12 protein-coding genes are annotated in these 15,878 nt (G+C 66.8%); 7 read left to right on the top strand and 5 right to left on the bottom strand.

Features of this window, described 5'->3' with window-relative positions:
- Positions 1-3: 3 nt before the first annotated feature.
- The 5 genes from Q8T13_00240 to Q8T13_00220 are packed head-to-tail and all read left to right on the top strand — an operon-like array spanning position 4 to position 7,601.
- Entirely contained in the window at positions 4-1,845 is a 1,842-nt protein-coding gene (locus Q8T13_00240; protein MDP3716178.1) for an ElyC/SanA/YdcF family protein, read from the top strand.
- Complete coding sequence (locus Q8T13_00235; protein MDP3716177.1) at positions 1,827-2,996, top strand: GDSL-type esterase/lipase family protein; 1,170 nt, start codon at positions 1,827-1,829, stop codon at positions 2,994-2,996. Before Q8T13_00240 ends, Q8T13_00235 begins: the two co-directional genes overlap by 19 nt.
- A 6-nt stretch (positions 2,997-3,002) precedes the next feature.
- The gene (asnB, locus tag Q8T13_00230) at positions 3,003-4,919 is read left to right on the top strand and encodes an asparagine synthase (glutamine-hydrolyzing) (protein MDP3716176.1); all 1,917 of its coding nucleotides are present in this window, start codon (positions 3,003-3,005) and stop codon (positions 4,917-4,919) included.
- A complete protein-coding gene (locus Q8T13_00225) occupies positions 4,916-6,781 on the top strand; it encodes a glycosyl transferase (GenBank protein ID MDP3716175.1) in 1,866 nt (621 codons plus the stop codon). Before asnB ends, Q8T13_00225 begins: the two co-directional genes overlap by 4 nt.
- Positions 6,782-6,836: 55 nt before the next feature.
- Complete coding sequence (locus Q8T13_00220; protein ID MDP3716174.1) at positions 6,837-7,601, top strand: hypothetical protein; 765 nt, start codon at positions 6,837-6,839, stop codon at positions 7,599-7,601.
- Between the two features lie 79 nt (positions 7,602-7,680).
- On the opposite strand, the gene Q8T13_00215 is transcribed toward Q8T13_00220, so the two are convergent.
- A complete protein-coding gene (locus Q8T13_00215; protein ID MDP3716173.1) occupies positions 7,681-9,039 on the bottom strand; it encodes a hypothetical protein in 1,359 nt (452 codons plus the stop codon).
- Positions 9,036-10,703 carry a twin-arginine translocation signal domain-containing protein gene (locus tag Q8T13_00210; GenBank protein MDP3716172.1) on the bottom strand — a complete coding sequence of 556 codons (1,668 nt, stop codon included), beginning with the start codon at positions 10,701-10,703 and terminating at the stop codon, positions 9,036-9,038. Before Q8T13_00210 ends, Q8T13_00215 begins: the two co-directional genes overlap by 4 nt.
- A gap of 35 nt (positions 10,704-10,738) precedes the next feature.
- Between Q8T13_00210 and Q8T13_00205 the strand changes: the two genes are divergently transcribed.
- Complete coding sequence (locus tag Q8T13_00205; GenBank protein ID MDP3716171.1) at positions 10,739-12,100, top strand: hypothetical protein; 1,362 nt, start codon at positions 10,739-10,741, stop codon at positions 12,098-12,100.
- Positions 12,100-13,044 carry a hypothetical protein gene (locus Q8T13_00200; protein MDP3716170.1) on the top strand — a complete coding sequence of 315 codons (945 nt, stop codon included), beginning with the start codon at positions 12,100-12,102 and terminating at the stop codon, positions 13,042-13,044. Before Q8T13_00205 ends, Q8T13_00200 begins: the two co-directional genes overlap by 1 nt.
- Here the strand turns inward: Q8T13_00200 and Q8T13_00195 are convergent.
- From Q8T13_00195 to Q8T13_00185, 3 genes are read right to left on the bottom strand one after another with little or no spacing between them, the layout of a single operon-like run.
- The gene (locus Q8T13_00195; GenBank protein MDP3716169.1) at positions 13,037-13,420 is read right to left on the bottom strand and encodes a hypothetical protein; all 384 of its coding nucleotides are present in this window, start codon (positions 13,418-13,420) and stop codon (positions 13,037-13,039) included. The two genes, Q8T13_00200 and Q8T13_00195, sit on opposite strands and share 8 nt — an antisense overlap.
- Positions 13,417-14,472 (bottom strand): DUF4330 family protein, encoded by a 1,056-nt coding sequence (locus Q8T13_00190; GenBank protein MDP3716168.1) that lies wholly within the window; start codon positions 14,470-14,472, stop codon positions 13,417-13,419. Before Q8T13_00190 ends, Q8T13_00195 begins: the two co-directional genes overlap by 4 nt.
- On the bottom strand, positions 14,469-15,866 hold the full coding sequence (locus tag Q8T13_00185; GenBank protein ID MDP3716167.1) for a hypothetical protein: 1,398 nt from the start codon (positions 15,864-15,866) through the stop codon (positions 14,469-14,471). Before Q8T13_00185 ends, Q8T13_00190 begins: the two co-directional genes overlap by 4 nt.
- Between the last annotated feature and the right edge of the window lie 12 nt (positions 15,867-15,878).

The raw sequence follows: 15,878 nt of genomic DNA, 5'->3' as shown, positions 1-15,878 counted from the left end.
CCGATGGACCGCCGCCCAGACATCCTCTGCATCTCCTCAATCGACTGGGATTTCATCTGGCAAGGCCACCAGGAGATCATGTCGCGGCTCGCCGCCGACGGCCACCGGGTGCTGTTCATCGAGAACACCGGCGTGCGGCGGCCCTCGGTCAGGGACATCTCACGCGTCCGCAAGCGGGCCATGAACTGGTGGAAGGGGACCAAGGGCTTCAGGCAAGAGCGGCCCAATCTGTTCCTGCATTCGCCAATGGTGCTGCCGCTGCCGTACTCGCGGGTGGCCCGGTGGGTCAACAAGCACATCATGCTGCGCAGCCTGTCGCGCTGGATGAGGGCGACCGGTTTTGCGCAGCCGATCGTCTGGACGTTCTTGCCGACGCCCCTGGCCCGCGACCTCATTCAGAACATCGATCCGGCGCTCACCATTTACTACTGCATCGACGACCTGGCCTCGAGTTCCCCGGAGGCCCGGCGCATCACCGCGAGCGAAGACCAGCTGCTGCGCGAGGCCGACCTGGTGTTCGTCACTTCCGAGAAGCTCCGGCAGCGAGCCGCGCAGCTCAGCGAGCGGGTGCACCTGTTTCCGTTCGGGGTCAGCCTCGAGGCGTTCGACCGCGTCCGCGAGGCCGGCAGCGGGGTGCCCGACGATCTCAAGGCGTTGCCCAGGCCAGTCGCCGGCTATGTCGGCGGCTTGCACCAGTGGGTGGACCAGGAGCTGCTGGTGGCGACCGCCAGGCGGTTGCCGCACGTCTCGTTCGCGCTGGTGGGACCGCCGCAAGTGGATGTCTCGGCGCTCGAGCGCGAGCCCAATATTCATCTCTTCGGCCAGCGTGCCCATGCGGAGCTGCCGCGCTACGTGCAGGGGTTCGATGTCGGCCTGGTGCCGTACCGCATTACCGATTACACGGCCAACGTCTATCCAACCAAGTTGAACGAATACCTGGTGATGGGCGTGCCGGTGGTGGCCACCGACCTCGTCGAGATCCGCCGCTTCAACCAGGAGCATGGCGAGCTGGTGCAGGTGGCGCCAGACGCCGATGCCTTTGCGAAGGCGACCTCGTCGGCGATTGATGCCCCCCGCGTGGAGGACCGTCCCAGGCGCGTGGCCGTGGCGCGCTCGAACGGCTGGGACCGCCGCATCCAGGCGATGTGGACGCTGATCGATGAGGCCGTCACCCGGCGCGACACCGGTGGCAAGGGCTGGGAAGAACGCCTGCGCCGGATGTACACCGCTGCGCGGCGCCGGACGGTCGAAGGACTCGTGGCAGTGGCGGTGGTATACGCGCTGGTGTTCTACACGCCCCTGTTGTGGTGGGCGGCGAGCCCGTTGCAGAAGTCCGATCCACCGCAACCAGCCGATGCGATCGTGGTGTTTGCCGGCGGCGTCGGCGAGTCCGGCAAGGCCGGCGGCGGTCACCTGGAACGGCTCAAGCAGGCCGTGGACCTCTACAAGGCGGGCTACGCTCCATCACTGATTCTCTCCTCGGGTTACGTCTTCAGCTTCAAGGAAGCCGAGGTGATGCGGGCGCTGGCGATCGATCAGGGCGTGCCGGCCGACCGCATCCTGCTCGAGGAGCAGGCGACCAATACCCGCGAGAACGTGACCTTCACCAATAACATCCTGCGCGAACGCCAATGGACGCGCATCCTGTTGGTCAGTTCGCCGTACCACATGCGGCGAGCCACCATGGTGTGGCACAAGGCGGCGCCTGACGTCACCGTGATCCCGACGCCGCCTTTCAGCAGCCAGTTCTACGAGCACGGCGTGGGCGCCAGCCTCGAACAGGTGCGCGGCATCGTCTGGGAATACGCCGCCGTCGTGTCGTACTGGTGGCGCGGCTGGCTGTGAACCCGAAGGTGCGCCGGTTGCTGCTGCTCAGCCTGCCGGCCGTGGTGGTCAGCGCGATCGTGTTCGCGATCCTGATCGAGGCGTGGGTCCGCTGGTCGTGGGACGACAAGAAGGGCACGCCCGGTTTCTTCGTTTCTGACCCGGTGCGTGGACTGCGGCTGGGCGAAAATTACCAAGGCTGGTTTGCCGGCGTGCCGGTGCGCACCAACAGCCTGGGCTTCCGCGCGACGCGCGAGTACGACCTGCGGAAGGGCCCCAACACGTTCCGCATCCTGATGCTCGGCGATTCGGTCACGTTCGGCCACGGCGCCGTGCACGACTACCCATCGCTGCTGGAGGGCATGCTCGAGCAGTGGCAGCCCGAAACCGACTGGCAGGTGTGGAACCTCGCCGTGCCCGGCTACAACACCAGCCAGGAGCTGGCGCAGTTGCGCGAGCTCGGCCCCGCCTATCAACCCGACCTGGTGATCGTCGGTTTCTACATTAACGACATCATCGGCAACGAGCCCCCGGCGACGCCGGGGATGGGCCGGCGCGCCGCGAGCGGCGCCATGGCGTTCCTGCAGCGCCACTGGTACTCGGTGGAGTTCTACAAGCGCGTGGTGCTCACCGCGGCCTGGCGCCTGTCGGGCAGCGAAGCCTCGCGCCTGCGCTTCGAGAACCTCGAGAGCGAAGAGCGGATGCAGGCCAGTACCGAGAGGCTGGCCGAGTCGGCTCGTCAACAGATCACGCCGTTCACGCGCTTCACCGACGCCGAAGTAGCCGCGCGACCGTGCCCCGACGGCATGAAGCCGAGTGCCGAGGACCTTGCGGAAATACAGGCTCGACCTGATTGGCCTTCGTTCGTCGAGGCCGTGCGAGAGTTCCAGGAGCTGAACCGGCAAGGCGCCTACAAGGTGATGTTCTTCCTGAACCTGATCCCACCAGTCTGCCCCGATGGCGACTTCTTCTACGACGGCAAGGCGATCGAACACGACTACTTTTTGCAGTTGTTCAGCGTCGGCACGCCGGCGGTGAGCGCCTACCCGGCGTTCATGCGCGTCAAGCCGTCCGAGATGCCGCTGGCCGAGGCGCATGCCATCGGCAACGCCAACCAGTTGAAGGCCGAAGTGCTGTTCGAACACTTGAAGCAGACGCTTCCCCAGGACTGATCCCCGATGTGCGGCATTTGCGGAGAGTTGAGATTTGACGGCGCGCCCGTGAACCCGGGTGCTCTCGAGGCCATGCGCGATCGCATTGCCCATCGCGGTCCTGACCACGCTGACCGGTATGTGGCGCCCGACGGACAGGCCGGCCTCGGCTTCCGGCGCCTCCAGATCATCGACCTCAGCGCCCCGGCCAACCAGCCCATGCCGAACGAAGACGGCTCGGTGCGGGTGGTGTTCAACGGCGAGATCTACAACTACCTGGACTTGCGCGAAGGCCTGGTCGCGCGCGGCCACAGCTTCCGCTCCCACTCCGACACCGAGACCATCGTTCACCTCTACGAAGAACGCGGTGCCGACTGCATTGCCGGGCTCGACGGCATGTTCGCCGTCGCGATCTGGGACGAGCGCCAAGGTCGCCTCCTCCTGGCCCGCGACCGCGCCGGCAAGAAGCCGCTGTTTTACCACCACGACGGCCGGCGAATCCTGTTCGCATCGGAAATCAAGTCCTTCTTCGGTCATCCGGACTTCCAGGGCGAGATCGACCGCGAGGCTGTCGCCCCATACTTTCTCTACGGCTACGTCCCTGGGCCGGCGACGTTCTATCGTGGCGTCCGGCAGGTCGAGCCGGGGCAGGTCGTGACCATCGACCGTGACGGTGGCCTGTCGTCCCGCCGGTACTGGACATTGACCTACCCTCCCGCCGCCGAGGTCGCCCGCACGGCGCCCGATCGCGCGGTGGCCACGGCGCGCGTGCGCGAGCTGGTGACTGCCGCGGTGAAGCGCCGGCTGATGAGCGACGTGCCGCTCGGCGCGTTCCTCAGCGGTGGCATCGATTCGACCGTGATCGTCGGCGTGATGCGCCAGCTTGGCGTGGCGCCGCTCAAGACCTTCAGCATTGGATTTGAGGGCGACGAGGCGTACGACGAGACGCCGGTGGCGCGCCGCATCGCGCAGGGGTTCGGGACGGACCACACCGAGTTTCGCGTCCGCCCGTCGGCCCTCGATCTGCTGGACCGCCTGATCTGGCATCACGATGGCGCCTTCGGTGACTCGTCCGCGATTCCGACCTACCTGGTCGCCAAGCTCACGCGCGCACATGTCACGGTGGCGTTGACCGGTGACGGTGGTGACGAGGTGTTCGCGGGCTACATGCGGTTTCGTGCGGCACTGACGGCGAACCAGATTCCGGGTCCGCTGCGTGCGCCGCTGGCGGCGCTGTTGTCGCAGATTCCTGGTGGTGCCAACGAGCGGCATTGGCGTTCACGGTTAGCGCGGTTTGGTCGCGCCCTCGGGATGCCGCTGCACGAGCGGGTCACTCGCTGGAACAGTTATTTCTACGACGATCTCGAAGCCTTGTTGGGCAGGGCGCCGCACTCGATCGATCGACTGCAGCACCTGCAAGGGGTCAGGGACGGCATGGCCGGCCGCTCGCCGCTCAGTCAGCTGTTGCTGGCGAACTTCTCGTCGTATTTGCCAGACGACCTGCTGCCCAAAGTCGATCGCTGCGCGATGGCCAACTCGCTCGAGACCCGCGCCCCGTTCCTCGACCGCGAGTTGATGGAATACGTTGCGACCCTGCCCGACGGGTTCAAGCTCGACGGCGCACGGTCAAAGGCCATCCTGCGCGATGCGTTTGCCGACCTGATTCCGGCCGAGGTCGATCGCCGGCCCAAGTCCGGCTTCGGCGTGCCGCTCGACGCCTGGTTCCGCGGCGAGCTCAAGGGTTACGTTCACGACCTGCTGCTGTCGCCGCAGGCGCGCTATCGCGACTATCTAGACGCGACCGTGGTGCGAACCACCGTCGAACGCCACGATGCCGGCCGCGCCAACGAAGGCCAGCGGCTGTGGGCGCTCATCACCTTCGAGCGCTGGCTCCAGTTGCTCCCGTCATTCCTTCGGGGTACCATGCCCCCGACCACTACATGATCGAAGCTCTCTGGCGTCCGTTCCTGCTTGCCTTCGGAACGTCGCTGGTCCTCGTCCCGGCCTGCCGGTGGGCCTCGATGCGGCTGGGCTACGTGGCCAAACCGCGCGAGGACCGCTGGCACAAGAAGCCCGTCGCGCTGTTCGGCGGCGTCGCCATCGGCCTTTCCCTGCTCGCCGCGACCCTGGTGTTCGGCATCGCCTGGGAACTGCCGGTCCTGTTGATCTGCACCATGCTGATCTTCCTGACCGGGGTCGTGGACGATGTGCTGCACCTCAAGCCATCGACGAAGCTCATTGCCCAGATCTCGTTGGCGTCGACGCTGCTGTTCTTCAATTACCGGTTGAACTGGTTCGAGTCGATGACCCTCGACGCCATTTTCACGCTGGTGTGGGTCGTGGGTCTGACCAACGCGTTCAACCTGCTCGACAACATGGACGGGCTGTGCGCCGGGGTGTCGTTGATTGCGGGCGTCGCGTTGATTGCCGGTCTCCTGCAGGCGCTGTCGCCTGGCGCGCCGGTGCCTCCTGAAGTCCGTTATCTCGCGATCCTGTGCGGCGCCACGGCCGGCTTCCTGGTCTATAACGTCCACCCCGCGTCGATCTTCATGGGGGATGGCGGCAGCCTCCTTCTCGGCTTCAGCTTCGCTGCGGCGACACTGTCGACCGGGGCCGATTCCTTGGCGCGTCCCGACGTCATTTCGATTATCGCGGCGCCCGTGCTGGTGCTGATGATCCCCATCTTCGACACCACCCTGGTGACCGTGTCCCGCATCCTCGCGGGCCGCTCGGCCGCGCAAGGCGGCCGCGACCACTCGTCGCATCGGCTGGTGGCGATTGGCCTGAGCGAGCGCCAGGCCGTCGCGGTGTTGTGGCTGCTGGCGGCGGCCGGCGGGGCAATTGGCATTCGGTTGGACTACTTCAACCAGGGGGCCGCCGCCCTGTCGGCGGGCGCGTTCGTGCTGGCCATGGCGCTCTTTGCCGTCTACCTGTTCAGCATCCGGGTCTACGAAGAGGGTGACACCCGAGTTGAACAGGGTGTGTTGACGCCGTTGCTCGTGGAGTTGGTCTACAAACGCCGGGTGGCTGAGGTGGTGCTCGACTTCGGCCTGGTGTCGGCGTGCTACTACGCGGCCTATCGCTTGCGCTTCGAAGATCCGGAAGACTTCATGAAGAACTTCCAGAACTTCACCGCCTCGTTTCCGTTGATCGTCGCGGTCCAGATGATTGCGTTCTTCGTGGTCGGACTCTATCGCGGCGTCTGGCGGCATTTCGGGTTGGCCGACACGCTGGTGATCACGCGTGGCGTCGTGTTTGGCGCCATGGCCACGCAGATCATCATCCTCTACGCCTATCGCTTCTTCAGCTACTCGCGGTCAGTGTTTGCCATCTACGCCATCCTGTTGTTGCTGGCGGTCACACTCTCGCGAGCGTCGTTCCGTCTGGTTGGCGAGTTCTTCCAGCGGCAGCGGCAGACCGGCCGGCGGGTGGCGATCTACGGCACGGAAGACGGCGGGACGCTGGCGCTGTCCCAGTTGGCGCAACACGGCGATGAGGCGCTGCGCGTCCTGGGCTTCATCGACGAGGATCCGCGTCGAGCCGGCACTCGCATCGGTGGCTATCCGGTGTTGGGGAACTTCGCGGCGCTCTCGTTGCTGGTCAGCACGCGCTCGGTTGACCTGGTGATCATCGCCAGCCCGCAGGTGTCACCCGAGCGCCTGCACAACCTGCAGACGATCTGCCGCGAACACGCCGTCAGCCTAACCCGCATTCACGTCGCCCTCGAAGAGATCATCTCCGAAGAATCTGCCCGCCCGGCGACGGCCGCCACCGTCGTGCCGTTCTCTCCCAAAGCCCAGAAATAACTTGCCGCCGTGACCCGCGAGGCCGGAGGTCCGGACGCTACAATGCCAATTCACCGTGCCCGGCATTACCTCGTTCGCCGTCCTGTCGGCCGCGATCTTCTTCCTCACGCCGTTGCTGTGGCACCTGGCCGCCAGCAACCCGGTGGCTCTGCTGCCGCTGTTGCCCGTGACCGCATGGCTATTGATGGCCTCGCTGTGGGCCGAGGCACGAACCTGGAAATGGGCCATGGCGTCCGGCGCGGCGTTGGGACTTGGCCTATACACCTCGCTCGGCGCCGTCGTCATGATGCCCGCCTACTTTGTCATCACGCTGGCTATTTTGATCCACGCCCGTGCAGCATCGTCGCGCCAGGTGGCACTGTGCCTGGTGGCGTTCTTCGCATGCGCCTCGCCAATGGCGGTGACGTGGCTGCGTGATCCCGAACCACTGCGGATTGCCATCAACAGCCATCACCTCTACGACGCCGATCGCTACAACGTGCTACAAGGCGCGCGCGAGATCACCAGTTGGGTGGGGCTGACGGCGCGGTCGGAGGTCTACTGGGACTACTTCAATCCGGCCTTCCTGTTCCTGACCGGTGTGGTGTTGTTTCCGCCCGTGATGGTGTTGCTGCCAGTGGGCCTTTTTGCGTTGTTGCGGGAACCGACGACGCCGCTGACGCGTCTGTGGCTGGCCGGCCTGGCCGTGGCGCCGCTGGCGGCCGCCCTGACCGCTGAGGCGCCGATTCCGGCGCGTGCGCTCTACATCACGCCCTTTGCCGCCATCATCGCTGCGGTGGGCGCGCAGTGTCTGTCGACGCTTGTCCGCCGGCGAACCTAGTTCCGGCGCAGGATGGTGGCGGCGGGCGTGCCCGCCAGCAGCAACACCAGAGCCATGGCCGCGCCGGTATGCTTGCCGGTCACCCTCGCGAGACTCCCCGGGCTTGCCGCGATTCCAGCCACCAATAGACCAGCGTGACCTGACCACAAATCAGGATGAACAGCCCGTAGCGGCCCTCTGAAATCGGCGCCGTGGCGACCAGGCCCATATTCAAGGCCGCCGCCATGACCACCGTGGGCAGCAGTTGATGACGAAGGCCCCGCAGTTTCCACGCCGCCAACGCGATTAACACCAGCCACACCGCCGAGTTCGCCAACACCAGTCGCAGCGCGTTCCAGGCTCGCGCCGGCTGCCGGGCGAGATTGGCGGCGCTCGGAAACGCCCACGTCAGCCCGAAATCATTCGGCAGGATCGTGGAGTGGATGAACGGCGTGTAAGCCTGATCCTGCAGGCCGACGATGAACGGCGGCAGGAACAACGACACCCGGCGCAGGTGCACCAGGGTCATGCGGACGGGATAGCGGAGCCCAAGCGTCAGCCAGGTGCGAATCAGCCGGCCGATGTTGGGTTCCACCTGCGCGATGCGAAAGGTCGGCGCAATGAACAGCGGACTGACAAAGTTGCACGCCCGCGGTTGTGGCCAGTCGGTCCGGCTCGCGATGGTTTCAAGTGTGGCCCATTCGTCAGCGGTGGGCACCACGCCGTCCTGGGTCAGCAAGCAGGAGACATCGGCCATGAGCCATTCGACCGCCTGGGCCGGGTCCACGCTATGCGGCAGGCCGGCGCTTCGCGTGGCCGCTTGCGTGACGCCCAAGACGCCAAGGGCGACGGTCGTGAGCACAGCCAGATAGCGCATTCTCGAGTGGCCAAAGACCCAGAGACCGCCGATGGCTGCAAGGATCAGCGTCACCAGTCCGTTGTGACGCGTGGGGATCAGCAGCATCGCGAGTGCCAACTGCCCATAGTCGGCCGCGCGAAACCGATCGAGCCGCCCGCCCGTACGTACCAGCACGGCCACGCACAGCAGCAGGCCCGCCGTCATCCACGCATCGTGACGCACCTGGATCCCGAGGGCGCCGACGAGCGGCGTGGCGCAGATGAAGACGACGGCCCACGCGCGGGCGGGACCGGCCGGAAATGTCGCCGCCGCCCATTGCTCGGTGGACCACGCCAGCACCACCACCCCGGCGAGCGTCAACAGCGGTATGGCACGCGTGCCCATGGTGATGAGGTCGATCAGGATCACCCACCACGCCGTGAACCAGGCGGTGACGGGGCCGTCGCGGGCCTCGGTCAGGGTGATGAGGGAGTCTTCGCCGAACAGGCCCGGATACATCGCGGCCCACCACACCACTCCCACGACGATCGCCAGCCACGGCTCCGCCGCAACGATGCGCGGCGGTGTCTTGGGCTGTTCAGCGGTCGCGAATCGGCTCACACGTCACGGCCGGCGCGGAAGCCGGGGCCGCCGGCCGCGACATACCCGCCACTGGCACCGGTGGCCGAGGCGCTCACCCAGAAAGAATACAGCCGTCCGCGCGTCAGGATAAACCGGAAGCGGACGATCTCGCCCGCGAGCGATTTCAGCGACGCGCCCGATTGCCACGACACCGGAATCCGGGTCGCATCGCCAGTGACCGGAACCGCCTTGGCTGCGGAGAATGGCTCGATCACGCGGCCCTCCCGGTCCAGCACTTCCACGCGCATTTGGCCGGTGACCGCGGCATTCACGAAGAGGTTCCCGCCCGAGAAGCGGAGCGGCCGCGTGGTCACGCTGCCCGGGGGCGACTGGCGCGCCCGCACCGGTTGCGGCGTCCTGACATCGTCGCTGAGCGAGGCGAAGCCGTCGCGGCGCAAGGTCGCCAGGCCGGTGGCGCATACGCCGGGCCGATTGGTGCCGGGCTCGCCCTGGCGTCCGCTGACGTAGAAGTAGAGGCGGTCGCCAACGGTCAGGCAACAGCCGCCGGCCGATTGCACGTTGGCCCAGTTCCAGTCGCCCTCGGTTTCCGACACACCAATAAAGGCTTCGCGGTCCGGCCGCGACCAATGGAAGCCGTCGCGGCTGTAGCCGACGCTGATGTCGTTGGGCTTCTCGCGATACTTGTGTTCGCCGTGCCAGATGGTGAAGAGCCCGAGCACGATGCTCTCGTAGGCGACGCAATCGAGGTTGTACAACTCGGGCGGCGAGTTGTATTCCGGCCGCCATCGATCGCGATGATCGGCGCCGATCCACAGCGGCGGTTCGCCGGCGTTCCACCGCGCCGTGGCAAAATCGCGGCTCTCGTAATAACGACGATGACGCTCGTTGCCGTTGATATCGTCGCGCAAGCTGAAGACCCAGACCTGCCTGAAGGGGTTCCAGAAGAACGTCGAGCGATCGCCGCGGTTGATCGACTTGCCCACCTGGCGCCAGTGCACGCCATCACTAGAGGTAAACATCAGCAGCCCGCCCGCGCTGCCGTTGTAGAACGCCATCTTGAAGCGCCCGCCGCCGTCGCGATCCTCGTGGTCCAGCCACACCGTGCTCGAATCACGGGGATGGGTCAAGACGATGTTCGTGCCCTTGATGACGTCGAGCTCGGGACGCTCCCAGGAGATGCCGTCGTTCGACAGCGCCAGGCAGGTGTTCAGGCTGTAGCCGCCCATGTACCACATCTTGAACAGCCGATCGGCCGGGTCGTAGAACACGCCGTCGCTGAACGGCATAGCCGCCGGGTTGGGCTTGGTCTCAGTGCGGTCGGCGTATTCGTCGCGATACTCCCACTTGGTCTCTGGCCGCAACACGGGGTTGCCCGGGTGATACTGGGTTTTGTGGAAGGTGCGCGCGAGCGATGACTCCTCGATCAGGAAGTCGTCCACGAATAATTGCCGGCCGAGGTCGATTGGGATCACCGCCGGCGGGTCTGCCAGGTACGGCGGCGTGATGGGATCGGGTGAGAAGTAGCGATTATCGGGTGGCCACGGCGAACCAAGCCGAATCCCGTTGTAGAGCACTTCGCGGGTGGGCGTCTGTCCCCATGCCTCGCGTCCGGTGAGCCCGGTCGTGGTCAGGGCACCGACGGTGGCAGCTTTGAGAAAGTCGCGACGGGAAAAGTCAGGCATACCGGCGTCGGAAACCTGCCGTTAGAATAGCAGCGTTGTATTTCGAGCTGAAATCTTTCGCGCGCGCGTGGCGCCTGGTCGTGGCGGTGGTGGCCTTGTCGGCGGTCGCTGCGCCGGCCGGTGCGCAAGTTGGAGCGCCCACGCTCGATCCCGCGGCGGCTGACAAGCTTCGAGCCACGCTGGGCGGCGCGTGGGTCGAGCGCCAGTTTCCCCTGACCCTCGCCTCAGGAGCTACCTGCGAACTGAGAATCTGGCTCCAGCCCGATCACACCGCGCACGCGGACCGGATTGCCGACGCGGCTCGCGAGGCGATCGATCAGTACAGCGCGTGGTTCTCGCCCTATCCATACGACCGCCTGACGATCATCGATGTGCCCTGGCAGTCGCCCGAGACGACCACGGCCATCGCCGGCGTGGTGCCGATTCGCGCGCGCTGGCTGCAACCCGAGCGGTCGCTGACCCTCGAGGCCCAGGTGGCGCGCGGCATTGCCCGCCAGTGGTGGGGCACGCTGGTGGTCATGCCCGATCGCTATCTCGCCGACGGTCTTGTCGAGTACGCCCAGAGCCGCACCCTCGAGCGTATTTTCGATCGGCGCCATCAGCGCCTCAACTATTCGCTGCTCGAGACGCGTTGGTTCGGCGGCTTGGTGCCGTGGGCCATTCGCGCGGCCAGGCTCGATCGACAGACCACCGGCATCAATCGTCCTGTCTTCCGGCGCCATCCGGCGGTCGACCTCCGCGATCCCTCGGCCACCGCGCGCCCCATGCAGATGGCAAAGTCCGCCGCCGCCATCACGACCCTCGAGCGCTACCTGGGATGGCCGGCGCTGCAGCGCGCCCTGAGCGCCGCCGCGCGCCGCTACGCGGGCCAGACGATGACCGCGGCGATGTTCTTCGAGATCCTTGACAACGCCGCCGACCGCGACCTGTCGTGGTTTGTCGATCAGGCGTTTGGGCAGTCGTGGATCTACGACTACGCGGTGGCGGACCTGACCAGCGTGCCGGATGACACCGGCAGCTGCGGCGCCGGTTCGTGCTATCGCACGACGGTGGTGCTGCAGCGGTTGGGCGAGGCCGTGTTTGCCGGCACCAGCCTGGCGCCCGTGGGGCCGTTCGAGTCGGGCCGGGCGCTCGAAATCGAAGTGCAGTTTGCCGATGGCCAGCACAGCGAGGACCACTGGGACGGCCGGGCCACCGAGAAGACGCTGGTCTACCACGGGCCGGCGCCGGCAACCGCGGCGCGCATCGACCCGGCGGGCACCCTGCTGCTCGACGCCAATCGCCTGAACAACACCCGGACCCTGGCCCCGGCCTCACTCGCCGCATCTCTGCCATGGGCTGTCCGCTGGACCACCTGGCTGCAGGACCTGCTGCTGTCGTCGGCGGTCTTTTTCTGATGCTGCCCCTTCGCACCTGGTTCGGCGGCGTGTGGCGGGTGGTGTGCGCACCAGGCGCGTTGCTGGTCCTCTACACGCTCACGCTGGTCGTCGCCGCTCCGCTCGGCGCATGGCTGCAGCGCAGCCTGCCCGCCCCGGATGTTCCGGCGGTGGTTGAGGCCAACGACCCGCCCGCCCCCGACATCGATTGGATGGACGAGGTGTTCGTGCATGCGCCACGCCCGGCGCGGTTTCTCACGCCCGCGGTGTTCGGCGTGGCCGCACCAATCGGCAACTTCGCCGCGGTCCTCGATGGCTCGGCCCCGCCGCTGCCACTCCTGGCGCCGATCGTCGTGTTCTTTGTGTGCTGGACCGCGGTCTGGGGTGGTGTCATCACGCGGTTGGCTGCCGGGACCCGGATTGGCGCTCGCGCGGCCATCGCCGCGTCACGCCGGTCTGTCGTACCGCTGTTGGGGCTCGGCATCGCCGGCGGCCTGGCGTACTTAGTGCTGTACCTCACGCTGCATGCCGCCATGTTCGGACCGCTGTATGACTGGCTGACCGCCGGTGCGCTCGAACGCACGGCGTTCTACTGGCGCCTGGCCCTGGCAGCGGTCTTTGGCAGCCTGTTGCTGACGTTGGGGCAGGTACTCGATTTCGCGAAACTGGCGATTGTCCTCGGGCGCGCGACAGTACCGCAGGCGGTGCGCGACGCCGCCGGGCTCGTTCGTCAGCGCTGGTTCACCGTGGCCGTGCTGCTGCTGTTCAACGGCGTGGGACTAGCGGTGTTGTTCGGCGGATACGCGGCCAGCGAATTCATTCCTGGCGGATCGGTGCCAACACTGTGGCGACTCGTGGTGGGTGGGCAGGCCCTTATCCTCGGGCGGCTGCTGCTGCGGTTAGTGCTGGCCGGCTCGCAGGTCGATCTCTACCTGCGGATGCGCGGCGAGCGAGCGGCTACGTAACGAGCCAACGCACCATCCGCGCGACGCGAGACGTGGACCACGCGCGCGCGACCGTCGCGGCGTTACCCGCGACCAGCCAGGCCATAATCACCAGCGCAAGGAAGAACGGTCGCGGCAGGCCGGTAGCGGTGTAAGGCGGCATCACCGCCAACCCACCCCAGTAGAGAACGATCGCCCACCCCAGGGTCATCGCTGACCAACGAAGTCGATCGATCGCCGTCAGGTGGACGAAGGCCTCGCGCCGGCCCTTGATCCATCGCCAGGTTGCGGACGAGTCCGCGGCTGCAGCCAGCACGGTGATGACGGTCTTCGCCGCCCCGACAAGTAGGCTGCGGTTGGCGGCATCACTTAGTGCGGGAAACTCGCCACTGCTCACGGCTTGGCTCCGGCGGGAGCGCTGGCGGTGACCGACTGCACCTCGCCACGCACCTCGTAGCGGCCGGCGTTGAAGACAAACGGCGCACCCGGCGTTACCAGGCGGCCACGGTAGCGCCAGCCCTCGCGGGATTCATCCAGCCCCAGTTCCACGCTGACGTCGCGCCCGCCGGAGGTGACGATCACGGCGGCACGAGCGTCCAGCAGCGCATCGCGATCGCCAGTCTTGATCACGCTGCCGTCAACGGCGCCATCCAGCCGGACCACAACCCGGCCGCGCGCCGGCGGCGTGGGCGGGAAGAGTTCTGCAATCGAGAACCCGATGTTGCCAGGCAGCACGACCGTGACCGGCGGTGTGCCGGCGACCGGCTGACCGCCGATCATGCAGGGCTCCTGACCCGTCCTGAAGTCGGCGCCCTGCGGGTCGCAGTGCAACGCCAGCACCGTCGCTCGCTCGACCCGCCCCGCGATCGGCACGTCGGCCTCCATGGCCCCCATGCGAATGCGCGACCGCGCCGGTCGCGACGGGCCAATCATCAAGACTTCATGGGTGGCGAAGGCCGTGCCGACCTTGAAACCATCGGCCATCTCGGGCGTGAGGTTGGTCAGCCATCCCTCGGCATGCAGCGTGCGGGTCGACGGGTTGTCGATCACCACGGCGCCGTTCGCGCGGGCGGCTTCCTGTACGCCATCCATCAGGACAAGATCGTGCGCGCCAGGCGGCATCGGTCCGACCAGCACGTCAGCGGAGTTGGGATTCTCGAACACGAACGCCAAAGCCGGTGCTCCGCCAATCTGCGCCCGCAGCATCGGGTTGAACCCCGTGCCCTTGATCTTCAGCTTCGCCGCCAGCAAGCTGCCGCCGGCGACGATGCGGCGTTCTTCGTTCGAGATGTCCACCCGCGTCACCGAGTCGATGCGGGGACGCGCGGGCTGAAACAGCAGTGCCGTGCCGTAGGCCAGGGGAATGAGCCCCAGGATGAACAGCGCGACGGCGGCGTCGATGAGGTTGACGCGACCAAACAGCCGGCCTTGTTCGTCGATCACGCTCATGCCACGGTCCCTTCAGGTGCCGGCGTCCACGTCTGCCGGCCAGTGGTCTCGCGCCGGCGTGCGACCAGCGCTTCGCCAATCACGCACATTCCCAGGACGCCGATCCACATCAGGTGCGGCGTGACCAGTCCGCGAAGGCGGAGCAACGTTCCCACATTACCGTTGGTCAAGGCCAGCACCAGCGCCGTGGGCAACACAAATCCAATCAGGACGGCCGTGACCAACGGGTCACGTCGCCATCCCGCGACCAGGCCGAAGGGCACGGTCGCCAGCAACAGATACCAAAGCAGATGCTCGGGGAGAAAGGCCAGTTCGCCGCGCGAGGTCGCCTGCCACGGCAGCGGCGTGAGCACAAAACTCACCAGCGCGCGCATGACGAAGCGCACCGCCTGCGGGGGCGTCAACGTGATCGACGAGGACGCCGGCGTGGCCGGGTTCATGTAGAAGCCCGCGTCCAGCAACTTGTAGGCGTGGCCCACGGTGAAGACATGGCCTGAATGCTGGCGCGCCAGCCCGGTCACGCCCCCGAGTACGCGGTCGCTCAACGGCGGCTGCGTGACCGCGACGCCCGCGACGATCACCGCTCCGGCCAGGGCCCAGGCGGCCCGTTGCCGCGATGCCGTCGCCAGTCGCAAGACGATGGCCGTGGCGATGCCGGCCGTGGCCAGAACGATGGCGCCGCGCCGAAGGTCGTCCAGCACCCACAGGCTCCCCGCCATCGCGACGAGCGCGAGCAGCATGCCGGCAATCCCGCGGCCCCTCAGCAGGCGGACGGCTGCCGCCAGCACTACGCTCGTCGCCAGGAAGTAGAGCGATTCCTTCAACAACGAGATCGACGCGTAGAACACCGACGGCAGGAACAGCACCCCGACGAGTCCCAGGCAGGCGGGGATCAACCCGAATGCGGGCCGGACGGTGCGGAACAGGACCGCGGCGCCGGTCGTGAACAACAGGGCGTTGACGAGCCGCAAGCCATACGGGGCAGGGCCGAAGGCCACCTGCAGCCGGGTCAGCAACTCGAGATAGCTGGTGCGGCCGTACTCGTCGGTGGCGACGAAGTAGTCGTAGTGGGTGCCGCCGAAGCCGAGCATGATGTCGCGGATGCGGAGCGCGCGCCCGAGGTTGTACGCCTCGTCGCCGCTGAGCGCGCCGACCGCCAGATCGCTGTGGTAGGGAATGCCCACGACGAACAGGGCGATCACTGCCAGCAGCCGGGCAACCAGCGCCGAGGCGAGGATGGTGGTGAGGATGCGCCGCTCGTGTTCGGGGAGCCCGCGCCCGGCGAGCAGGCACAGCAGCGGCGCGGCGACCAGGAACAGCAGGCCGAGCGGCGAGGCGGTGTAGGCAACCGCGAGCAGCAGTCCGCCGCCGATCGTCAGCAAGGGCCTCGTCACGCGCCTGTATTA

Source organism: Acidobacteriota bacterium, assembly GCA_030697165.1.
Lineage (GTDB): Bacteria > Acidobacteriota > Vicinamibacteria > Vicinamibacterales > UBA2999 > 12-FULL-67-14b.
Note: the sequence above shows the minus strand (reverse complement) of the source record. Positions and strands in the feature narration are given on the sequence as shown.

Excerpts from the sequence above, each read along its gene's own strand:
- Q8T13_00240 (MDP3716178.1), top strand. The coding sequence starts at position 4 with ATGGACCGCCGCCCAGACATCCTCTGCATCTCCTCAATCGACTGGGAT.
- asnB (MDP3716176.1), top strand. The coding sequence starts at position 3,003 with ATGTGCGGCATTTGCGGAGAGTTGAGATTTGACGGCGCGCCCGTGAAC.
- Q8T13_00225 (MDP3716175.1), top strand. The coding sequence starts at position 4,916 with ATGATCGAAGCTCTCTGGCGTCCGTTCCTGCTTGCCTTCGGAACGTCG.
- Q8T13_00210 (MDP3716172.1), bottom strand. The coding sequence starts at position 10,703 with ATGCCTGACTTTTCCCGTCGCGACTTTCTCAAAGCTGCCACCGTCGGT.
- Q8T13_00200 (MDP3716170.1), top strand. The coding sequence starts at position 12,100 with ATGCTGCCCCTTCGCACCTGGTTCGGCGGCGTGTGGCGGGTGGTGTGC.
- Q8T13_00190 (MDP3716168.1), bottom strand. The coding sequence starts at position 14,472 with ATGAGCGTGATCGACGAACAAGGCCGGCTGTTTGGTCGCGTCAACCTC.